The organism is Sphaerisporangium dianthi, assembly GCF_042654065.1.
Taxonomy (GTDB): Bacteria; Actinomycetota; Actinomycetes; order Streptosporangiales; family Streptosporangiaceae; genus Sphaerisporangium; species Sphaerisporangium dianthi.
In genome coordinates, this window is record NZ_JBHSFP010000034.1 from 53,572 (window position 1) to 74,298 (window position 20,727).

18 protein-coding genes are annotated in these 20,727 nt (G+C 72.4%); 7 read left to right on the forward strand and 11 right to left on the reverse strand.

Annotation, left to right across the window (positions count from 1 at the left end; genetic code table 11):
- The first annotated feature begins 47 nt into the window (after positions 1–47).
- Complete coding sequence (locus ACFO60_RS33485) at positions 48–1,946, forward strand: SpoIIE family protein phosphatase (protein ID WP_380848787.1); 1,899 nt, start codon at positions 48–50, stop codon at positions 1,944–1,946.
- Between the two features lie 169 nt (positions 1,947–2,115).
- Positions 2,116–3,294 carry a glycosyltransferase gene (locus tag ACFO60_RS33490; protein ID WP_380848790.1) on the forward strand — a complete coding sequence of 393 codons (1,179 nt, stop codon included), beginning with the start codon at positions 2,116–2,118 and terminating at the stop codon, positions 3,292–3,294.
- 107 nt (positions 3,295–3,401) lie between these two features.
- Here ACFO60_RS33490 and sthA read toward each other — a convergent pair whose 3' ends face one another.
- Both sthA and ACFO60_RS33500 read right to left on the reverse strand, forming a co-directional pair.
- Positions 3,402–4,805: a Si-specific NAD(P)(+) transhydrogenase gene (gene sthA, locus ACFO60_RS33495; RefSeq protein WP_380848793.1), complete on the reverse strand. Its 1,404-nt coding sequence runs from the start codon at positions 4,803–4,805 to the stop codon at positions 3,402–3,404.
- Positions 4,798–4,965, reverse strand: a complete 168-nt coding sequence (locus tag ACFO60_RS33500) for a hypothetical protein (protein ID WP_380848796.1) — start codon at positions 4,963–4,965, stop codon at positions 4,798–4,800. Before ACFO60_RS33500 ends, sthA begins: the two co-directional genes overlap by 8 nt.
- A gap of 110 nt (positions 4,966–5,075) precedes the next feature.
- Here ACFO60_RS33500 and ACFO60_RS33505 point away from each other — a divergent pair, with 110 nt between their 5' ends.
- Positions 5,076–6,248, forward strand: coding sequence for a glycoside hydrolase family 16 protein (locus tag ACFO60_RS33505; RefSeq protein ID WP_380848799.1), 1,173 nt, complete (start codon positions 5,076–5,078; stop codon positions 6,246–6,248).
- On the opposite strand, the gene ACFO60_RS33510 is transcribed toward ACFO60_RS33505, so the two are convergent.
- A complete protein-coding gene (locus tag ACFO60_RS33510) occupies positions 6,233–7,300 on the reverse strand; it encodes a PucR family transcriptional regulator (RefSeq protein WP_380848802.1) in 1,068 nt (355 codons plus the stop codon). The two genes, ACFO60_RS33505 and ACFO60_RS33510, sit on opposite strands and share 16 nt — an antisense overlap.
- Before the next feature lie 94 nt (positions 7,301–7,394).
- On the opposite strand from ACFO60_RS33510, the gene ACFO60_RS33515 reads away from it, so the two are divergent.
- Positions 7,395–8,312, forward strand: coding sequence for a proline dehydrogenase family protein (locus ACFO60_RS33515; RefSeq protein WP_380848805.1), 918 nt, complete (start codon positions 7,395–7,397; stop codon positions 8,310–8,312).
- An 8-nt stretch (positions 8,313–8,320) separates the two neighbouring features.
- Positions 8,321–9,946 carry an L-glutamate gamma-semialdehyde dehydrogenase gene (gene pruA, locus ACFO60_RS33520; RefSeq protein WP_380848808.1) on the forward strand — a complete coding sequence of 542 codons (1,626 nt, stop codon included), beginning with the start codon at positions 8,321–8,323 and terminating at the stop codon, positions 9,944–9,946.
- 34 nt (positions 9,947–9,980) lie between these two features.
- On the opposite strand, the gene mftF is transcribed toward pruA, so the two are convergent.
- The 8 genes from mftF to ACFO60_RS33560 all read right to left on the reverse strand — a co-directional run bounded on the left by mftF (position 9,981) and on the right by ACFO60_RS33560 (position 17,912).
- Positions 9,981–11,399 carry a mycofactocin biosynthesis glycosyltransferase MftF gene (gene mftF / locus ACFO60_RS33525; RefSeq protein WP_380848811.1) on the reverse strand — a complete coding sequence of 473 codons (1,419 nt, stop codon included), beginning with the start codon at positions 11,397–11,399 and terminating at the stop codon, positions 9,981–9,983.
- Positions 11,396–12,220 (reverse strand): mycofactocin-coupled SDR family oxidoreductase, encoded by an 825-nt coding sequence (locus ACFO60_RS33530; RefSeq protein ID WP_380848814.1) that lies wholly within the window; start codon positions 12,218–12,220, stop codon positions 11,396–11,398. Before ACFO60_RS33530 ends, mftF begins: the two co-directional genes overlap by 4 nt.
- Positions 12,208–12,966 carry a mycofactocin biosynthesis peptidyl-dipeptidase MftE gene (gene mftE, locus ACFO60_RS33535; protein WP_380848817.1) on the reverse strand — a complete coding sequence of 253 codons (759 nt, stop codon included), beginning with the start codon at positions 12,964–12,966 and terminating at the stop codon, positions 12,208–12,210. Before mftE ends, ACFO60_RS33530 begins: the two co-directional genes overlap by 13 nt.
- Before the next feature lie 4 nt (positions 12,967–12,970).
- Entirely contained in the window at positions 12,971–14,158 is a 1,188-nt protein-coding gene (gene mftD / locus ACFO60_RS33540; protein ID WP_380848820.1) for a pre-mycofactocin synthase MftD, read from the reverse strand.
- Between the two features lie 55 nt (positions 14,159–14,213).
- On the reverse strand, positions 14,214–14,975 hold the full coding sequence (locus tag ACFO60_RS33545) for an SDR family NAD(P)-dependent oxidoreductase (RefSeq protein WP_380848823.1): 762 nt from the start codon (positions 14,973–14,975) through the stop codon (positions 14,214–14,216).
- 129 nt (positions 14,976–15,104) lie between these two features.
- Complete coding sequence (locus tag ACFO60_RS33550) at positions 15,105–16,520, reverse strand: FAD-dependent oxidoreductase (RefSeq protein WP_380848826.1); 1,416 nt, start codon at positions 16,518–16,520, stop codon at positions 15,105–15,107.
- Complete coding sequence (locus ACFO60_RS33555; protein WP_380848829.1) at positions 16,517–16,963, reverse strand: SRPBCC family protein; 447 nt, start codon at positions 16,961–16,963, stop codon at positions 16,517–16,519. Before ACFO60_RS33555 ends, ACFO60_RS33550 begins: the two co-directional genes overlap by 4 nt.
- 100 nt (positions 16,964–17,063) lie before the next feature.
- Complete coding sequence (locus ACFO60_RS33560; protein WP_380848832.1) at positions 17,064–17,912, reverse strand: mycofactocin-coupled SDR family oxidoreductase; 849 nt, start codon at positions 17,910–17,912, stop codon at positions 17,064–17,066.
- Between the two features lie 354 nt (positions 17,913–18,266).
- Between ACFO60_RS33560 and ACFO60_RS33565 the strand changes: the two genes are divergently transcribed.
- Together ACFO60_RS33565 and ACFO60_RS33570 are read left to right on the forward strand one after the other, a co-directional pair.
- Positions 18,267–18,692: an SRPBCC family protein gene (locus ACFO60_RS33565; protein ID WP_380848835.1), complete on the forward strand. Its 426-nt coding sequence runs from the start codon at positions 18,267–18,269 to the stop codon at positions 18,690–18,692.
- 191 nt (positions 18,693–18,883) lie between these two features.
- Positions 18,884–20,332 (forward strand): MFS transporter, encoded by a 1,449-nt coding sequence (locus ACFO60_RS33570; protein WP_380848838.1) that lies wholly within the window; start codon positions 18,884–18,886, stop codon positions 20,330–20,332.
- Positions 20,333–20,727: the final 395 nt, after the last annotated feature.

The following is a 20,727-nucleotide window of genomic DNA, read 5'->3' on the forward strand; positions in this document are numbered from 1 at the left end:
TCTAGCAGGGGACCCCAATTCCCCGTCGCCATACGAAGGACGTCAACTTGACCGACCCCAATGATCTTCCCGCGCTGGAACAGGCTCTGAGCGGCCTCACGGCCCGCATCTCGTCGCTCCGGGACGCCCGCTCGGCCTACCCCGGCGACCCTGGTCCGACCTTGGACGCCGCGCTGGTCGAGCTGGACACGGCCCGTGATCTGCTGCGGGCCTCGATCGGCGAGCTGGGCAAGACGCGGCGCCGGTCGGGCGGCAAAGAGAGCAGCTCCAACCGCGAGCTGAAGCTGCTGCGGACGGTCTACCGCACCCTGCCCGTGCCGGTGATCATCCTGGACACGGCGGGAACGGTCCGGCGGGTGAACGCCGAGGCCTCCCGCCTGCTGGGCAGCCCGGACGGCTACCTGACGGGCCGGGCGTTCCCGCTGCTGGTGGACGTCTCGCGCCGGGCGGCGTTCCGCTCCCATCTGACCTCCGTGCTGCACACCGGCGAGACGGCGGCCTTCCCCTCGCGCCTGACCCACCAGGGGCGCGCGCACAACGTGCGGCTCGTGCTCACCCAGCTGCGCATGCCCGGTGAACCGCAGGAGATGATCGCCGCGGTGGCGCTGCCGGTCGAGGTGCTCACGCCCGAGACGGGGCTGGCGGTTCCGGAGCCCGAGCACTCGCCCGACGAGTCCTTCATCATGGGCGCCGCCCGGCGCCAGGAGCTGATGTCGCGGCTCACCCGCCTGCTGCTGGACGAAGAGAGCCTGAGCGAGCCGGTCGCCCTCATCCGGGCCGGCCGGCTGCTCGCCTCGCACACCGCCGACTGGGTGTTCGCCGACGTCGTCCGCAACGGCGCGGTGCAGCGCTCGCTGGTCATCGGGCCGGCCAACCAGCCCGTCGCGCGCCTGGTGCAGACGCTCGAGCGCATGGATCCCTCCGCGGCGCCGCTGGTCTCGCACGTGCTGGCGAGCGGGTGCGGCGTGGTGCACGAGATGGTCGAGGACGACACCCAGTTCGGCGTGCTGCCCGACGGCGGCCCCGTCCTGCACGCGGCACGCGCCGGATCGGTGCTGAGCGTCCCCATCCAGGCGGGCGAGGAGGTCCACGGCGTCATCACGCTGCTGCGGCTGCGCGAGCGGCCTCCGTTCGGCCTGGCCGACCTGGCGCTGATGGAGGACGCCGGCGCCCACATCGGGCTCGCTCTGCGCGCCCAGCGCGTGTTCCAGGGCCGGGCGCAGGCCGCCGACGCCCTCCAGACCGGCGTGCTGCCGCGCACCCTGCCGGACGTCCCCGGCTACGACGTGGCCGCGGCGTACCACACCGGGGCCGGGCCGAAGGCGATCGGCGGGGAGTTCTACGACGTGTTCCCGGTCAAGGGCGGCTGGGGGTTCGCCGTCGGCGGCGTCGTCGGGCAGGGCGAGGAGGCCGCCTCGATCACCGCGATGGTGCGCGGCGGGCTGCGCACGCTGAGCGTGTGGGAGGACGACCCCGGCACGGTGGTCGCCCGGCTGAACGACGCCCTGGTGGCGCAGGACACCGGCATGTTCGTGATGGTCGCGGCCGGGTTCGTCACTCCGGGCAGGCGCGGCGGGCGCGTCAGGCTCGCCTCGGCGGGCAACCACCCGCCGGCCGTGCTCAAGAACGACGGCGGGGTGCGCTACACCTCCGGGGGCGGCATGCCGCTCGGCATCGAGACCGGCACGGAGGTCCCGGTGGAGGAGGTCGCCCTGGCCCTCGGCGAGACCCTGGTGCTGTACTCCGACGGGCTGGCGGGCTCGCGCGGCAGGTCCGGCCAGGCGGAGCTGGCGTACGGCGAGAGCCGGCTGACCGAGGTGCTCGCGCGCTGCACGGGCCAGCCCGCGGCGGCGGTGGTCAAGGCCGTCGAGGAGGACCAGCAGGCCTTCTGCGGCGGCCAGGTGCTCGACGAGACGACCCTCATGGCCCTGCGCCGCACCCGCTGACACCTCGGCCGGCCCTCATCGGCGCAAAGTTTTTTCAAGATTTTTTGCGCTCAGGGGTTTGTCGTGTTCCAGACACCGGTAAGCTTTCAGTCAGATCGCGTGCCTAAGACGCAGGCACAACTCAGTACGTCCTTGAGTCTTTTGACTCGGCTTCCCTGAGGTGTGCCCTGTGAACATCGCCATCGTCTCTGTGCACGTACTTCCCGCCGACATTCCGGCGATCGCTCGTGAACTGAGCAGTTCCCACCGTGTCACCGTTTACACCCGTCGCAACTCCCCCGACCGCAAGCCCCGGGTGAAGGTCGCCACGGGCGTGACGATCGAGTACGTGGACGCCGGCCCGGCGGAGAACCTTCCTGAGAACGCTTTGATGCCGCACATCGCCGCCTTCAGCGCCCAGCTTCGGCAGCGCTGGAGCAAGGAGCGCCCCGACGTCGTCCACGCCCACTCCTGGACGGGCGGCCTGGCCGCCGTCGCCGGGGCCGACGGCATGGACATCCCGATCGTGCAGACCTTCCACCAGCTCGGCTCCTCCCGCATCCGGCCCGGCGGCGGGCAGGAGCAGGCGGCGCGGGCGCGGCTGGAGCGCGCGATCGGCCGCCGCGCCGACGCGGTCATCGCCTCCTGCGTGAGCGAGGGTGAGGAGCTGATCAGGCTCGGCGTGCCGCGCAAGCACATCGCGGTCGTCCCGCACGGCGTCGACACCGAGCGGTTCCGCCGCCAGGGTCCGTCCCTCGCGCGTGCCGAGCGCCCCCGCCTCGTCCATGTCGGCCACATCACCCAGGGCGGCGGCGCGCACACCGCGATCCGCGCGCTCGAGGGCATCCCCGGCGCCGAGCTGCTCATCGCGGGCGGCCCGGTCGCGGGCGCCCCCGACACCGAGAGCGACCTGGAGCGCCTGCGCCTGCTCGCCAAGGAGTGCGGCGTCGAGGACCGCGTCACCCTGCTCGGGCACGTGCCGCACAACGCGATCGCCAAGCTGGTGCGCAGCGCCGACGTCGTGCTGTCGCTGCCGGTCGCCGCCCCCAACGGCAAGGTGGCCCTGGAGGCCATGGCCTGCGGCGTCCCGGTCGTCGCCTCCGCCGTGGGCGCCCACATGGACTCGGTGGTGGACGGCGTGACCGGCCTGCTGGTGCGTCCCACCGACCCCGGCGCGATCGCGCGCCGCACCCGCCTGCTGCTCGGCGACCTGACCCGGCGCACCGCCCTCGGGTTCGCCGGCGCCGACCGCGCCGGATCGCGGTACTCGATGGAGCGCATCAGCCGCGAGCTGGTCCGCGTGTACGACACCGTGACGGGCCGCGCCGAGCTCGTCGAGGCCGAGGCCGAAGAGGCCGAGGCCGCCTGAGCCACTCACCCCCACCCAGCGGAAGCCCGTGCCGTCCACCTCCGGCGGCGCGGGCTTCCGCCTTTCCCGGCTTTCCCTGCACCTCAGCGACGATCAGAGGCCGAAGGTCACAGCTCGGCCGTCAGCCGGGCGATCACTCGCATCTTGTTCATGGCGTCCAGGGCGGCGACCTTGTAGGACTCCGCGAGCGTGGGGTAGTTGAACACGGCGTTGACCAGGTAGTCGACGGTCCCGCCGCAGCCCATGACGGTCTGCCCGATGTGGACCAGCTCGGTGGCGCCCGTGCCGAACACGTGAACGCCGAGCAGCCGCCGATCCTCTGACGAGACGAGCAGCTTGAGCATCCCGTACGAGTCGCCGATGATCTGTCCCCGGGCGAGTTCCCGGTAGCGTGAGATGCCCACCTCGAAGGGGATCTTGTCCCGGGTCAGCTCGTCCTCCGACTTCCCGACGAAGCTGATCTCGGGGATGGTGTAGATCCCGATCGGCGACAGCTTGTGCATCTCGGCCACGGGTTCGCCGCACGCGTGCTGGGCGGCCAGCCGCCCCTGCTCCATCGAGGTGGCCGCGAGCGCCGGAAAACCGATCACGTCGCCGACGGCGTAGATGTGCGGGACGGAGGTGGCGTAGTTCTCGTCCACCTGGATCCGGCCCCGGTCGTCGGCGACGAGCCCGGCGTTCTCCAGGCACAGCTCGGCCGTCTTGCCCTGCCGCCCCGCCGAGTACATGACGCAGTCGGCGGGGATCCTCTTGCCGCTCTCCAAGATGGTCAGCGCTCCTCGTGAACGCCGCTCGACCGCGGCGACGGTCTCGCCGAACCGGAACGTCACGGCCAGGTCCCGCAGGTGGTACTTCAGCGCCTCCACGATCTCCAGGTCGCAGAACTCCAGCATCCGATCACGGCGCTCCACCACCGTCACCTTGGTGCCGAGCGCCGCGAACATCGAGGCGTACTCGATGCCGATGACGCCGGCCCCGACGACCACGAGGGTCTCGGGCACCCGCTCGAGATGCAAGATCGCGTCCGAGTCGATGACCATCTTGTCGTCGAACTCCACACTGGCCGGACGGGCCGGCGAGGTCCCCGTGGCGATCACGATCTTTTCGGCCGTGACCTTCCTCTCATCGTCCCCGGTCACTCCGATGGTGTGCGCGTCCAGGAACCGCCCGGTGCCCTGCAGGGCCGTCACATGGTTGCGGGCCAGCTGGCTCCGGATGACCTGGATCTCCCTGCCGATCACGTGCTGCGTGCGCATCCCGAGATCGGCGACCGTGATCTCCTCCTTCACCCGGTAGCTGGCTCCGTAGAGCTCCCGCTGGTTGAGGCCGGTCAGGTAGAGGACCGCTTCCCGCAGCGTCTTCGACGGGATCGTCCCTGTGTTGATGCACACGCCTCCGAGCATGTGCTGCTTCTCGACCATCGCGACCTGCCTGCCGAGTTTCGCCGCGGCGATCGCCGCCTTCTGCCCGCCGGGACCGGACCCGAGGACAAGGAGATCGAAGTCATACACCGGCGCGGACCTCCCGACCGGCGATCCCGCGCACGCGATCGCGATCGCGACGGACAAGGGAGAGAACGATGGCGACACGGCGCTCGAGTTCGGCGGCCGCGACGGCCGCCTTCAGCCCGCCGGGCCCGGAACCTGGAACGAGAACCTCGTAATCGAACACAACGCCAAGTGTGCGGCTAACTACCGGATTGGTGAAGCAGTGCGGCCGACCGGGAACGCCAAATCGCTATAACACTGTGATCAGGGGACGATGCTTGCTTTCATGGGCGCATGTCGATTCGTAGCGCATACATGATCGTAGCGGCGACGACGTTGACCCTCTGCCCTGGTCCCGGCCATGACGGCCCGCCCGGGCAGCGTCCCGGCGACGCGCGCCCGCCCGTCCACGGCGGCGCCTCTCCCGCGGCCCGGGGCCCGAGCCTTCCCCCGCACGCCGCCCCGGTGACCAGCGGGCCGCCCGGCTCTCCCGGGGCTCCCCGGGCTCCCTGGGCCGGCGACGCGCCCGGCCACCCTCCTCCTCCGGTCTACGACCACCGGTTCGGCCCCCGGGACGCCCCTTCGTACGGCCCCCCGGACGCCCCTTCGTACGGCCCCCCGGACGCCCCTTCGTACGGGCCGCCGGACGGTCCTTCCTACGGGCCGCGGGAGGTCCCGCCGGCCCCGCCCGGGTCCGGCGCGCCGTCGCTGCGGCCGGGCGCGCCGCCGCCCGCCACCTCCAGCACCTCGCCGCCCCTGCGGACGCCGGACGCGGGGCCGCCGGTCACGCCCTCGGCCGGGCAGCCCGCTCCGGCGCGGCCCGACCCCCGCTGGGGCACCCCCGTGCTGGTCGAGAACTTCGACGGCGGCCAGATCGACCGGGGCAAGTGGGAGGTGTACCACTCCCCCGACGCCCGGGTGAACCCGCGCACGGCGCAGGCGACGAGCGTCCAGAACGGCATGCTGCGGATGACCGGGGGGTTCTACGGAGGCAAAGACCTCTCCGGCGGCGTCGCCAGCCACCTGTCGCAGGCCTACGGCCGGTGGGAGGTGCGCTTCCGCGGCGAGGCGGGCGCGGGGTACTCGCTGGTCACGCTGCTGTGGCCGAGCAGCGAGCGCGGCGAGTACGCCGAGATCGACTTCGCCGAGGTGATCGACCCGACCCGGCGGACCGGCGGCATCTACGTTCACCGGGGCGAGGCCCAGCAGGCGCAGAGCCAGATGCGGGCCGACTTCACCCGGTGGCACACCGTGGCCGTCGACTGGCTGCCCGGACGGCTGACGTTCTGGCTGGACGGCAGGCAGGTCTGGGACTACACCGGCCCGCGCGTGCCCGAGGGGCAGCCGATGCACCTGACCCTGCAGAACGACGTGGTGTGCAACCAGTGGTCGCCGTGCAGGAACGCCTCGACGCCGCGGACGGTGTCGATGTTCGTCGACTGGGTCAAGATCTACCGCGCGCCCTGACGGTCCTTCGCGAGGAGTTCGGCGGCCTTGAGGCCGAGGTGCAGGACCAGGCGGCTCTCGCCGTCGTCGAGGTCCAGGCCGGTGACGCGCTCGGCCTTGGCGAGCCGGTAGTACAGCGTCTGGCGGTGCACGCCGAGGCGGGCGGCGGTCTCGCGCGCCCGCCCGCCCTGGTCGAGGTAGGTGCCGACGGTGAGGGCCAGCTCGCCGGAAAGGGCGGCGGCCTCGGCGGCGAGGTCGGCGAGCTCGGCCGGTGACAGCCGCACCAGCAGGCGGTGCACTCCGAGATCGCCCCAGGCGGCGACCGGGGCGAGCCTTTCCACCCGCTGGGCCGCGCGCAGCGCCAGGGTGGCCTCCCGCCAGCTGCGCCACGCCTCCCCCGGGTCCTCGCGCGGGCCGCCGACGCCCGCGGCCGTCCCGTACATGTCCTGGACGCGCGCGGCGACGGCCCGCGCCTGGGCGGCGGGCGCGAGGACGGCGGTGAGCGGGTCGCCGGCGTCGGCGAGCACCCCGCGGGGCAGGGTCCACAGCGGGGCGACCACCCCGGAGGCGTTCCGCACGGCGATCGCCGCCACCGGCCCGGCGAGGTCGAGCCGGACCGAGGCGCGGATCTCGGGGTCGGCGGACAGCAGGTCCCGCAGGCGCACCCCCAGGTCCTGGCGGCTGCGCGCCTCCTGGGCGAGCGCCGCGGCGGCCCCGGCGACCAGCGGCGTGACCGCGTCCATGCGCTCGTCGGTGAGCGCGCCGGAGTCGAGCAGCCACAGGTAGCCGTAGGTGACCCCGCGGTGGCGCAGCGGGACGCAGACCCGGGCCAGCACGCCGAGCCCCCGGTCGGCGGGGATGCGCACCGGCCCGGCGGCCGTCGCGACGCCGTAGCCCTCGAAGTAGGCGCGCACCTCGTCGGAGGCGCGGCGGCGGAGGATGGAATCGCGCCGGACGGCGTCGATGTCGCCGCTCTGCGCCGCGTACGCGAGAAGCTGGAACGCGCGGTCCTCCAGGGTCGCCGAGGCGTCCAGAATGCGCGCGATGTCGTCCACCATTTCCTGCAGATCCACCCGACCATTGTCATACATCTGTATGAAGCGGGTAGACGAGGGCCGTGGCGGATGTCCATAGCAGCCGCCTACCTGCGGATTTATGGTGGTGAACATGCTCGGTTCCGTACTTCTGGCGGTCTCGCGGAGCCCTCTCGCGCGCCGCGCCGTCTCCGGTTTCCCGGTCACCCGCCTCGTGGTCGACCGGTTCGTCGCCGGCGAGGACGGGGGCGCCGCGCTGGCGGCCGTCCAGCGCCTCACCGACGCCCGCCTGTCGGTCACCCTCGACCATCTCGGCGAGGAGACCAGAGACGTGCGGGCGGCCGCCGACACCGTCAAGGCCTATGTCTCGCTGCTCGACGCGCTGCGCCCGCTCGGGCTGGGCTCGCGCGCCGAGGTCTCGGTCAAGCTGTCCGCCGTCGGCCAGATGCTCGACCAGGCCATGGCGCTGGACCACGCCAGGGAGATCTGCTCCGCCGCGCGCGACGCGGGGACGACCGTGACCCTCGACATGGAGGACCACACCACGGTCGACTCCACGCTGTCGATCCTGCGGGAGCTGCGCGAGGACTTCCCCGCGACCGGCGTCGCCGTCCAGGCGTACCTGTTCCGCAGCGAGGGCGACCTGCGCGACCTCGCCCGCGAGGGGTCGCGGGTGCGCCTGGTCAAGGGCGCCTACGCCGAGCCGGCCTCGGTCGCCCACCAGAAGAAGGCCGAGGTGGACAAGGCGTACGTGCGGTGCCTGCGCATCCTCATGGAGGGGAAGGGGTACCCCATGGTGGCCACGCACGACGACCGGCTGATCTCCATCACCGAGCTGCTGGCCGACCGCGCCGGACGCGACCGTGACTCCTTCGAGTACCAGATGCTCTACGGCATCCGTACCGACAAGCAGGAGGCGCTGGCCCGCGCGGGGTCGACGGTCCGCGTGTACATCCCCTACGGCGACGACTGGTACGGCTACTTCATGCGCCGCCTGGCCGAGCGCCCCGCCAACGTCGCCTTCTTCCTGCGTTCACTCCGCTCCAAGTGAGGTCTTCCATGGATGCCGTCAGCAACGTCCCCGTCCCGGCCAACGAGCCGGTGCACGGCTACGCACCGGGCAGCGCCGAGCGCTCGGCGCTGGAGAGCCGCCTGAAGGAGCTGTCCGGCGCCGCGATCGACCTGACGATGACGATCGGCGGCGAGCGGCGCATGGCCGCGGGCGCCTCGATCGACGTCGTCCAGCCGCACAACCACGCCCACGTGCTCGGCCGCACGGCCGACGCCTCCGCCGGCGACGTGCGCGCCGCCATCGACACCGCGCTGAAGGCGGCGCCGGCCTGGCGGGCGCTGCCGTTCGAGGAGCGGGCCGCGATCTTCCTCAAGGCCGCCGACCTGCTGGCGGGGCCCTACCGCGCGACGCTGAACGCGGCCACGATCCTCGGCCAGTCGAAGTCGGCGCAGCAGGCCGAGATCGACGCGGCGTGCGAGCTGATCGACTTCCTGCGGTTCAACGTGTCCTTCGCGCGGCAGCTCCTGCAGGAGCAGCCGATCTCGTCGCCGGGCGTGTGGAACCGCATGGAGTACCGGCCGCTGGAAGGCTTCGTGCTGGCCATCACGCCGTTCAACTTCACCGCCATCGCCGGCAACCTGCCGACGTCCGCGGCCCTGATGGGCAATGTCGTGGTGTGGAAGCCGTCGCCGACCCAGCAGTTCGCCGCGCACTTCACCATGCGGCTGCTGGAGGAGGCCGGCCTGCCGCCGGGCGTCATCAACATGGTCACCGGGAACGGCGCCGCCGTCTCGGAGGTCGCGCTGACCGACCCGCACCTGGCCGGCATCCACTTCACCGGCTCCACCGCCACCTTCCAGCACCTGTGGGCCACCGTCGGCGCCAACATCGCCTCCTACCGCGGCTACCCGCGCCTGGTCGGCGAGACCGGCGGCAAGGACTTCGTCCTCGCCCACCCCTCCGCCGACCCGGCGGCGCTGACCACGGCGCTGATCCGCGGCGCGTTCGAGTACCAGGGCCAGAAGTGCTCGGCGGCGTCCCGCGCGTACGTCCCGCGCTCGGTCTGGTCGGCCATCCGGGACGACGTGGTGGCGACGGCCGAGTCCCTGACCGTGGGGGACGTGGCCGCCGACCTGTCGACGTTCATGGGCGCCGTCATCGACGACCGCTCCTTCGCCAAGAACAAGGCCGCCATCGACCGGGCCCGCGCGACGGCGGGCGTCGAGGTGCTCACCGGCTCCTACGACGACTCCTCCGGCTACTTCGTGAAGCCGACCATCCTGGAAGGCGCCGACCCGGCCGACGAGATCTTCGTCAAGGAGTACTTCGGCCCCATCCTGGCCGTGCACGTGTACGACGACAGCCGCTACGACGCCGTCCTTGACCAGATGGAGAGCGTGTCGCCGTACGCGCTGACCGGCTCGATCATCGCCCAGGACCGGTACGCGATCGCCTCGGCGACCGAGCGGCTGCGGTTCGCGGCGGGCAACTTCTACATCAACGACAAGCCCACCGGCGCGGTCGTCGGCCAGCAGCCCTTCGGCGGCGCCCGCGCGTCGGGCACCGACGACAAGGCGGGTTCGATCTTCAACCTGGTCCGCTGGGTCAGCGCCCGGGCGATCAAGGAGACCTTCGTCCCCCCGACCGACCACCGCTACCCCCACATGGGCTGAGAGCGTCCGCGCCGGGCGGCGGCGCGGCGGGCCGTCAGCGGACGGGGGGCCGGGGCGCGGGACGGCGGAAGTCCGGCATCAGGGCCCGCGCCGAGCGGCCCTTGACTGCGCCGTACCACACGCCGCATCCGTAGGCGGCGTCGTCGAGGCGGCGGGCGAGGGCGAACCGGAGCGGGTCCAGGTGGGCCCCGGTGCGGCGCAGGTCCCCCACCGTGTCCAGGACGGCGGCGAGGGCCACGGCCCGGCGCAGCCTGCGCGAGAACAGGCATCCCGCGGCGGCGAGCGGCCACCAGTGGCGGAGCAGGAGCGCCGTGGTCTGCCAGACGGTGGCGACGGCCCCGTCGGCGGTCAGGGCCAGGGCCAGCCGCAGCGGGCGGTCGCTCCGCCGGACCTTGACCGAGGTCCGCGCCACGGCCACGGCGAAGATCGCCGCCGCGACCGGCAGGGACCAGCGTCGCTGGGCGAGCACCGCGAGGGCCAGGCCCGCGCTCCAGGGCGTGAACACGGCGGGCGCCACGTCGCGGCCGTGCCGTTCGGCGAGCAGGTGCGCGCCGGTGCCGTAGAAGGCCTTGCGCCGGAGCCAGTCGTGGACGACCGTCCGGTGCTCGTGCCGCACGATCGCGGCGGGCTCGTAGCGGACCCGCCATCCCTCGGCGGCGAGCCGCCACACCAGGTCGACGTCCTCGCCGACGCGCATGTCGGGGCTGAACCCGCGGCCGAGGGCGCCGACCCGGGCGAGCAGGCAGGCGCTGGGCACCCAGGACACGGGCGCGCGGGGGCGGACGATCCCCGGTCGCACCCCGAGGTCGAGCGAGGACCTGGCCTCCTCGTAACGCCCGATCCACGGGTTGCGCCCGGCAGGGCGCAGGCCGAGGACGCGGGGCGCGGCCACGGCTACCCGCGGGTCGTTGAAGTGCCGCAGCAGGATCCGCAGCGCGTCGGGGGCGAGGACCACGTCGGAGTCCACGAAGGCGACGTAGGGGGTGGTGACCCGGCGCAGGCCCGCGTTGCGGGCCGCGGCGGGCCCGGCGTTCTCGGGCAGCGCGACGAGCTCGGCCCGGTGCGCCGCCGCCACGGCGGCGACGGCGGCCGGGTCGTCGGAGCCGTCGTCGACGACGATCACGTGGTGCCGGCCGCCGACGCAGGCCAGCAGCCTGCCGAGCGCGGCGGGGCGGTCGCGGGCCGGGACGACGAGCGTCACCTGGGACAGATCGAGGTCGGGCAGCTCCGCCGCGATCGGGTCGGCCATGCCGGTCTCCAGCAGGCGGTCGGCGAGCGCGGCCGAGGCCCGGTCGCGGACGCGGATCGTCCGGTCCGCGATCAGCCCGGCGGCCGGCCCGGTGAGGCGGACCATCCGCCTGGGCGCGCCGCCGACGAGCGTGCGGCCGCCATCGTGGGCGCGGACGTACCGGTGCAGCCGGACGGCGAAGCCCTCGGGCAGGGGGGCGGTCACGGGGCGAACCCCCCGTCCGCCGACACCACGGACCCGTTGAGGACGCCCCCCTCGGGCGAGCAGCAGAACGCGATGGTCGCGGCGATCTCGCCGGGCTCGATCAGCCGGCGCAGCAGCTGGGACGAGGCGAAGTCGTCCACGCCGTCCAGGCCGTACATGCCGGCGGTGGCGGCGAGCATGCGCGTGCGCGTCGAGCCGGGAGAGACGGCGACCGCGGTCATCCCGGTGCCGACCAGGTCGGCCGCGAGCCCGCGCACCAGCCCGACCACCGCGTGTTTGGCCATGGTGTACGCCGACAGGCGGAACAACCCGTGCGAGCCGGCGGCCGAGGCGACCGCGACGAAGCGGCACCCGCCGGGCTCGGGTCCTTCGAGCATGCGCGGGACGCACACCGCGGCGGTGTTCCACAGTCCCAGCACGTCGGCGTCCAGGAGCGTGCGCAGGTGCGCGGCCGGGGTCTCCCACAGCGGCAGGCCGCCGACGATGACCGCCGCGGCGCCCACGGCCGCGTCCAGCCTGCCGAACCGGTCCACGGCCATCGCCGCCGCGCGGTCCAGGGCGTCGCGGTCGCACACGTCGGCCACGTACGGCACGACGGCGCCAGGATGGTCGTTCACCAGGGCCTGCAGGTCGCGGGTGGTCGCGAGCGGATAGGTGACGCCGGCGGGCCGGGCCGGGCCGTCTCCGGCGCACGAGTCGACGGCCACCACGCGATAGCCCTTGGCGCACAGGGCCCGGACGGTGGCCGCGCCGATGCCGCGGCCCGCCCCGGTCACCAGGGCGACCCGCCCTCCCGCGTCCGGACCGGTCACGCCGGGCATGGCGCCGCCTCCGCACGCAGCAGGCGGCCGCTCCGGTCGGTCCGCGCGTGGCCGACGCGGGCCGCCACGTCCGCGGCCATCCGGCCGAGCAGGCGGCGGCCCTCCTCGGCCGAGGCCGTGGTGGGGTCGCCGAGCACCCCGGAGGGCGAGACGCCGGCGACGCCCTTCGCCGTGATCTCGGGCAGGAGTTCGGCGAGCGGGGCGAGGTTGCCGGGTTCGGCCCCGGCCATGTCCACCAGGTGCGGGGCGAGGTGCAGCATGAGCGAGGTCTCGGTGTGGCCCGCGTGCGCGTCGGACGCGCCGGCCGCGCAGGGCGCCCATGCCACGTGGTGCCCCTCGTCCCGCATCCGCGGCACCGCGGCGGTCAGGGCGCGCAGGTTGCCGCCGTGCCCGTTGACGACGACCACCCGTCCGGCCCAGCGGGAGAGGGACCGGACGAGCTCGACCAGCAGCGACCCGAGCGCCTCGTTGCCGATGGAGGCGGTGCCGGGGAAGTCCTGGTGCTCGCCGCTGGCGCCGTAGGCGATGGCGGGGGCGACCAGGACGGGGCCGCCCGGCCGCGCGCGGCGGAGGAGGGCGGCGGCGGCCCGCGCCACCTCGGTCGCGATCACCGTGTCGGTGTGCAGCGGGAGGTGCGGGCCATGCTGCTCGGTGGACCCGAGCGGCACCAGGACGGTCGGCGCGGGGGGCAGCGCGGGCCAGGAGAGGTCCGCGAGGCCGGGTTCGCCTGCTGGTCGGCGTCTCATCCGATCAGGCCCGGACGTCGGCGCCGAGTTCGCGGGTGAACCCGGGCGGGATCACCACGTCGCCCGGCCGCAGGTCCTGGACGGAGGCGAGCCCGAGCCCGAGCAGCGCCGAGTCGGTCCCGCTCCGCAGGATGTCCAGGACGTTCTCCACGCCGGCCTGGCCGTTCGCCGCGAGTCCCCACAGGTAGGCGCGCCCGATCATCACCGCCCGCGCGCCGAGGGCGAGCGCCTTGACCACGTCGCCTCCCCGCCGGATTCCGCCGTCGAGCAGCACCTCGACCTGGTCGCCGACCGCGCCCGCGATGGCCGGCAGCAGCCGGATCGTGGCGGGGGTGCCGTCCAGGTTGTTCCCGCCGTGGTTGGACACCGAGATCGCGGTGACCCCCGCGTCCACCGCGCGGCGGGCGTCGTCGAGCCGGCAGATGCCCTTGAGCATGAACGGGCCACCCCACTGCTCGCGCAGCCATCGCACGTCGCGCCAGCTCGGCGGCGGGGTCTGCATCCACTCGCCGTAGGCGCCGAAGAACGTCGGGATCGGCCGGCCCGGCTCGGCCAGGTTCGGGACCGTCAGGTCGGGCAGCTGGCGGGTCCTCGCGAACTCGAGCAGCCACCGCGGCCGCGCGAGGCCCTGCGGCGCCAGTTTGGCCATCGCCTTGAAGTCCATGCGCTCGGGGATCCACGGGCTGCCCCAGTCGCGGCCGTGGGAGAACGACCAGTCGAGCGTCACGATCAGGCCCTTGACCCCGGCCGCCCGCGCCCGTTCCATCTGCCAGAGCATGAACTCCCTGGAGCCCATCCAGTACATCTGGTAGAAGGTCTGGGGATTGGCGGCCACGACGTCCTCCACCGGCTTGGCGGCGAAGGAGCTCAGCCCCATGACCGTCCCGCGGGCGGCGGCCGCGCGGGCCACGGCCACCTCGCCGTCCGGGTGCACGGCCTGTACCCCGGTCGGCGAGATGAGCACCGGCAGCGAGATCTGCTGGCCCATCACCGTGGTCGCCAGATCCCGCTTCGCCGGCAGGTCCGCCACGTGGGGGGCGAACCCCAGCGCGGCGAACGCCGCCGTGTTGTCGTCGTAGGTCTGGCCCCTCTCCGATCCCGCGAGCAACGCCGCGTACACCGGCTTCGGCAGGCGGCGGCGGGCACGCCGCTGCGCCTCCGCCACCGTCTCGAACCATGCGTTCCCGATCATGAGGACCTCTCTCTGCCAGGCGCCGGGGAGGGGCCGGGCCCCGCCGCTGCGTCTTTCACCGTTGCGGGACCGACACCATGCCGGCCACGACGGCGACGTCCGGCTCGCCCATCAGGAGCTGGCCGCCGTCGATGACGATCGTCTCGCCGGTGACCCACCGCGCGGCGTCGGAGGCGAGGAACGCGACGACGTCGGCGACCTCTTCGGGACGCCCGACCCGGCCGGCGAGCGGCGTGCGGTCGGCGAGCGCCTGCGCGACCGCCGGGATCTGCAGCCCCATCGCGGTGAGGGGGGTGTCGATCGATCCGGGCGCCACGGCGTTGACCCTGATGTTGTAGGCGCCCAGCTCCAGCGCGGCCACCCGGGTCAGCATCGACAGGCCGGCCTTGCTGGCGCAGTACGGTCCGAAGGTGTGCAGCGGCCACCGGTCGTTGAAGGAGGAGACCGCGACGATCGCGCCGCGGCCGGCCTTGGTCATCATCCGGGCGGCCGCCTGGATGCACAGGAATGCCCCGTCGAGGTTGACGGACATGACGCGCCGCCACTCCTGGAGCGGGACGTCCACGATCAGCCCGCCGCCGCCGACGCCGGCCGAGACGACCAGCACGTCCGGCGGGCGGGACAGCGCCGTGAAGGCGGCCTGCACCGCGTTCTCGTCGGTGACGTCGACCGGGTTGTCCGGGTCGTTCAGGTCGAGGGTCACCACCTCGGCGCCTTCGGAGCGGAACCGCTCGGCGCAGGCGAGTCCGATGCCGGACCGGCCGCCGGTGACGACGACGAGCTGCGGTTCAGCACCATTTCCATTCGAACTGGACATATGACACTCCTTCTGTCGCAATATGCGGAAAGGTCGGCGAGGGCCGGACGCGGGCGGGCGCCCGGCCGGGGCAAGGGAATGACGCGTGGGGCGGGCGGAGACGCTTCACGGTCCGCGCGCGCCCGGCGCCTATCCGGTGACCCGCTCGGCGGCGGCGGACTCGGCCACCGCGGCGAGCAGCTCGTCGAACTCCGGGAACCGCGCGAGCGCCTCCGCCGCGGTGAGGGGGCCGCGTCGCGGGCCGCGCAGCACGGTCGTCAGCATCGGCAGGGACATCATCGAGCTCTGCGAGGCGCGCAGTGTGGCCACCTCGTAGGTGGCGGCCAGCAGCTTGGGGTCCACCGCGGCCGTCTTCATCCAGCGTGAGGCGAACCACCGCTGGAACCCGCCGCCGCCGAGCTTCATGTTGGTCTTGACGCCGGGGAACCAGCGGTCGTTGCCTATGGCCGTGCGCCACGGCCCCGTGGCGAGCTTGGCGATGTCGGACTGGACCTGGCGCGACAGCCCCGGCGTCAGGCCGTGGTTCTTCAGCCGCGTGCGCAGGCTCAGCGCGCCCAGCGCGGCCAGCGACATGCCGGTCGCGTAGTTCGGGCTCAGCACGGTGGCGGAGTCGCCGATGGCGAGGAACCCCTCCGGCACCGGCAGCCGGTCGTAGAGGCGCCGCCGGTTGGCGAGGCCCCGGGATGCCCGGATCTCCCCGATCGGCCGCGCCGTGGCGATGAGGTCGGCGACGAGCGGGTGCCGCACGCCGCGGGCGAACTCCAGGAAGCCGTCCCCGTCGGTCGGCGGCTGGCCGCCCCGCGTGCCGATCAGCGGGACGATCCACTTGCCGTCCTCCTGGGGCAGCAGGCCGGCGCCGTAGCCGGGCCTGCCGCTGCGCGGCTCGGGCTGGATCAGCACGGCGGGCAGGCCGTCGGCGGCCTCGGCGGGCGCCTCGTACCACCGGCCCGCGTACGCGAGGCCGGCGTCCAGGAACTCCTCGCGGACCTGGGGCAGGCCGAGGTCGGCCAGCCACTGCGGCGCGCGGGACCGGCTGCCGGTCGCGTCGACGACGAAGTCCGCGCTGATCGTGCGCTCCTCGCCGCCCTGGTGCTCGACCCGGGCGCCGGTCACCCTCTTCGCGTCGCCGGTGAGGGCGATGACCTTCGTCGACTCGATCACGGTGATCGAGTCGTCGCGGAAGGCCAGCTGCCGCACCACGTGGTCGATGAGGTGGCGGCTGCAGCTGATCAGGTAGGCGTCATGGTCGAACCGCTCGAACCACCCCTCCCCCGACAGGGTCAGGATGTGGCCGGCCATCGTCAGCCGGTGCGCACCGGCGGCGTACAGGCGGGCAGTGGTGCCGGGCAGCAGCTGGTCCAGCGCCTGGGCGCCGCCCGCCATCAGCATGTGGGCCTGCTGGCCCTGCGGCAGCCCCCGGCGCGGACGGGGCCCGTCCGGCAGCCGGTCGCCCTCGATCACGGTGACCTCGTCCACGTGACGGGACAGCGCCACCGCGGCGAGCACGCCGGACAGGCCGCCCCCGAGCACCAGTGCCCTGGTCATCCGGCGCTCCTCGCCTGCGCCGCCCGCCTGGCGGCCTCCTGCTCCAGGGCCGCGAAGGTGAGCTGCACGTCGTGGCGGTACTGCTTGCGGAAGTACCTGAAGATGAGGGCGAACGGGCCGTACACCTCGGAGGTGCGGGTGACCCGCACCCTTCCCTCGCCCTCGGGCTCGTATTTGTTGATGATCAGCATCTGGCCGAACGGGATCGGCGAGCGGGTGGTGAAGCCCCGCTCCTTGTCGACCTTGAGCAGCGTGAAGTGGCTGGCCTTGCCGGAGACGATGCGGTTGACCGTCCAGCCCGTGCCGCCGACCTCGAACGGCCCCTCGAAACCGCAGCTCAGGAAATGCGGGTCCCAGGTGGCCCAGTTCGCCGCGTCGGTCATCGTGTCCCAGATCGAGGCCACGTCGCCGTCGATCGTGACCGTGTCGCTCAACATGTACATGTCGCAGAACCCCTGATGTCGTGTGCCGTGGTGGGAAGCCGGGACCGGGGCCGGCCGGTACGCCGTTGGACCGGCCGCCCGGGCCCCGGCTCCCTGTCCGCTACTTGCCGAGCTTGACGACGGTGCCGGCGTCGACCCGGAGCTGGATGCCGGTGACGAACCGGGACTCGTCGGAGGCGAGGTAGGTCACCGCGTGCGAGATGTCGATCGGGTCCACGTAGGGCCGGGGCATGCCCAGCACCTGGGCGAAGCCCTGCTCGGCGTCCTCACGGGTCGGGTGCTCCAGGTCGGGCCGGAACACCTTGTACATCGCCTCGTTGTGCAGCATGTCGGTGTCCACGTTGGTGGGGTGCACCACGTTGATCCGCCTGCCCAGCGGCGCCAGGATCGGCGCGAACCAGTTCAGGTAGTGCCCGAGCGCCTGCTTGGTGAAGGGGTACGCCATGCCGCCGGGCCCCATCGGGCCGGCCGCGCCGTGGGTGGCGACGTACGCGGCCGACGAGCCGATCATGATGATGGACGAGCCCTCGACAAGGTGCGGCAGCGAGGCGTGCACGGTGTTGAGGACGCCGACCAGGTTGATGTCGACGGTGTCGGTGAACGCGCTGATGGGCCGGTCCTCGCCGAGGGCGCCGATCCCGGCGTTGGCGACCACCACGTCCAGCTTGCCCAGCTCCTCGACGCCTTCGTCGATGGCCTTCTGCAGCGCCGCCCGGTCGCGGACGTCGACCTGCTTGGTCACCACCCTGCGGCCGGCGTTGACCACCAGCTTGGCGGTCTCCTCCAGGTCCTCCCACGAGGACATCGGATACCGGACGACCTCGATGTCCTCGCAGATGTCGATCGCGATGATGTCGGCGCCCTCTTCGGCGAGCCGCACCGCGTGACTGCGTCCCTGTCCACGACCGGCGCCGGTGATAACGACGACCTTGCCTTCTACCCGACCCATAGGGCCCTCCATGTGATGTCGATGGTCTGAAACTCCGCCCGGCCACGTGAATACGTGGCGCCGCCGCCACCAATGGTCGTCGTACAGCCAAAATAAGTATGGTTGTCGCCGCTGCGGCTCACCGTTTTCTACCATCGGCCGCACGGCGTCGCGTCCCCCTATTCCCCGCAGACGATCATTAATAGGGGATAGGGCCCCGCCTGTTTGCGAGACGATTACGACATGCGGCCGCCTCGCCACCGGGCCGCGCCGCGGACCCGGGCATACCTCTTCTCCCGAAGCCGTTGCGCTCCCCGAGCAAATCTGTACACTCGTATATGACGGTTGTATGTATAGATCTTCGGGAGCAAGCCCATGTGGAGCTTCGAGCACAGCATCGACGCCGCGGTCACCCCGGCCGCGGTCTGGTCCAGGTACATCGACGTCGACACCTGGCCGGCCTGGAACGCCGGCATGGAGAAGGTGCAGCTGAACGGCCCTTTCCACGCCGGTGGCACGGGCGAGGTGACGATGACCGGTGACGCCAGGGCGCCGTTCACCCTCACCGAAGTCGCTGTGGACGAGGGCTTCACGATCGAGGTGCGCGTCGGCCCGGGGGTCGTCACCCGCTCCCGGTGCCGCATCGCGGCTCTGCCGGAACACGGTTGCCGCATCACCCACAGCGTCGAACTCGACGGCCCGGGCGGGGACGAGATGGGCGCCGCAGCCGGCCCGATCCTCTCCGGCAACATCACCCGGGGCGTCGACGAGGTCGCGAAAGCCGCCGCGGCGGCCGTCTAGAACGTGTCCGGCCGGCCATTATCGCGCCGACCGGACTCGCTTCTAGGGGCCGAACGAGGACGGCCCCTGATGCCGGTCATTCGCATAGCCCCCGAGCGAATGACCGGCACACCGGGGCTCGGCCGGGCCCGGCCGAGCCCCGGTGCCTTCGGGAATTCCGATCGCATTTCTTCAAACAAAGGATCCCGGCAATGAATCGAAGAGTTATTGCGATGATCGTGCTGATCTTCGCGCAGTTCATGGATCTGGTGGACTCGACCATCATCAATACCGCCATTCCGTCCATCCAGAAGGACCTGAACGCCACGTCGTCGCAGCTCGAGTGGATGATCGGCGGGTACATGCTCGCCTTCGCCACCCTGCTGATCACGGGCGGGCGGCTGGGCGACATCGTCGGCAGGCGGCGGATCTTCATCCTGGGCATCGCCGGGTTCACGCTGGCGTCCCTGGCGGCCTCGCTGGCCTCGACCGGAGACGTGCTGATCGCCGCCCGCGTCGCGCAGGGCGTCTTCGCCGGCATCATGGTCCCGCAGGTGCTCTCCAACGTCCAGGTGCTGTTCAAGCCGGAGGAGCGCGGCCCGATCTACGGCGCCATCGGAGTGATCACGGCGCTCGGGGCCATCGTCGGCCTGCTGCTCGGCGGCTGGCTGATCACCTCCGACGCGTTCGGCGCCGGCTGGCGCAGCGTCTTCCTGGTGAACATCCCCGTGGGCGTCGTGCTGATCGTCGCCGCGCTGATCTTCGTGCCGGAGAGCAAGTCCGAGCACCCGCTCAAGCTCGACCTGCTCGGCATGGCCCTCGCGGCGTCGTCGGTCTTCCTGCTCACCTACGGCCTGGTCAACGGCCGGCACGCCGGCTGGGCCACGTACATCTGGGTGATGATGGCGGCCTCCCCCGTCCTCGCCTCGGTGTTCGTCTGGCAGCAGAAGAAGAAGATGATCCGCGACGGTTCCCCGCTGCTGCCGATGCATCTGTTCGGCAACCAGGGGTTCCGCGCCGGCCTGGTGATCCAGGTGCTCGCCTGGGTCGCCACCGGCAGTTACATGCTGATCGTCGGCTACTACCTGCAGATCGGCCTCGGGTTCACCGCTCTGGAGACCGGTCTGACGATGCTCGCCGGCACCATCGGCGCGATCGTCGCCACCCCCATGATCGCGCCGCTCACCAACAAGTACGGCAAGACGCTGATCTTCATCGGCGGTCTCATCCAGGCGGTGTCGTTCCTGTGGGTCATGCTGCTGGTGGGGGCCCAGGGCGCCGACCTGAGCGGCTGGCACCTGGTCCCGCCGCTGCTGGTCTACGGGGTCGGCATGGTCTTCCTGTTCCCGCCCCTGCACGACGTCACGCTCGCGACGATCCCGACCAAGGACGCCGGTGCCGCCTCGGGCACCTTCACCACGTTCCACCAGGTCGGCTTCGTGCTCGGCATCGCCGTCGTGGGCGTCATCTTCTTCGGCATCGCGGGCGACAAGCCGACGCAGGCGACCCTGCAGGAAGGTGTGACGCAGGGGCTCTGGGTCACCGTGATCGGGTTCGTGATCGCCGGCCTGGTCAGCCTCACCATGCCCAAGGCACAGCCGATCACGCTGCCGCAGGGCGGCGTGCCGGCGCAGGCCGGAGCCGTCAACCGGCACATGTGATCGATCCTTGAAAGCACGACGGCGGCCCAGAGAACGGCGCCACATTGCACGGAAATCGAAAAAGGACAACGCTCGACCTGTCACGGCGAATGGCCGCGACGAGCCCGTGGAAATCGCACGAGGGCATCGCCGCACACCGTTCGCCACGGCAGTCGCGGCGTTGTTCGCTTTTCGGAGGCTTTGAAAGCGTGAAACGCCCGCGCCGCGACGCCATAGGGGGTGCGGCCATGCGGGCTCCGGCGGCCCCCGCACCGGGCCGCCCGCGCCGACAGCGGTCGCGACGGCTCCGAAGCGGTGGCCCCAAGGCCGTCACCTGGGACTCCACGGCGCGCACGGACCTTCCCCGTCCAGGGGTGGGCACAAGGGGGAGGCCCACCCGGATCCCCTACCGCACC

Coding starts and splice junctions, on each gene's coding strand:
- ACFO60_RS33505 (WP_380848799.1), top strand. CDS start 5,076: ATGTCGATTCGTAGCGCATACATGATCGTAGCGGCGACGACGTTGACC.
- ACFO60_RS33515 (WP_380848805.1), top strand. CDS start 7,395: ATGCTCGGTTCCGTACTTCTGGCGGTCTCGCGGAGCCCTCTCGCGCGC.
- pruA (WP_380848808.1), top strand. CDS start 8,321: ATGGATGCCGTCAGCAACGTCCCCGTCCCGGCCAACGAGCCGGTGCAC.
- ACFO60_RS33530 (WP_380848814.1), bottom strand. CDS start 12,220: ATGCCCGGCGTGACCGGTCCGGACGCGGGAGGGCGGGTCGCCCTGGTG.
- mftE (WP_380848817.1), bottom strand. CDS start 12,966: ATGAGACGCCGACCAGCAGGCGAACCCGGCCTCGCGGACCTCTCCTGG.
- mftD (WP_380848820.1), bottom strand. CDS start 14,158: ATGATCGGGAACGCATGGTTCGAGACGGTGGCGGAGGCGCAGCGGCGT.
- ACFO60_RS33545 (WP_380848823.1), bottom strand. CDS start 14,975: ATGTCCAGTTCGAATGGAAATGGTGCTGAACCGCAGCTCGTCGTCGTC.
- ACFO60_RS33550 (WP_380848826.1), bottom strand. CDS start 16,520: ATGACCAGGGCACTGGTGCTCGGGGGCGGCCTGTCCGGCGTGCTCGCC.
- ACFO60_RS33555 (WP_380848829.1), bottom strand. CDS start 16,963: ATGTACATGTTGAGCGACACGGTCACGATCGACGGCGACGTGGCCTCG.
- ACFO60_RS33560 (WP_380848832.1), bottom strand. CDS start 17,912: ATGGGTCGGGTAGAAGGCAAGGTCGTCGTTATCACCGGCGCCGGTCGT.
- ACFO60_RS33565 (WP_380848835.1), top strand. CDS start 18,267: ATGTGGAGCTTCGAGCACAGCATCGACGCCGCGGTCACCCCGGCCGCG.
- ACFO60_RS33570 (WP_380848838.1), top strand. CDS start 18,884: ATGAATCGAAGAGTTATTGCGATGATCGTGCTGATCTTCGCGCAGTTC.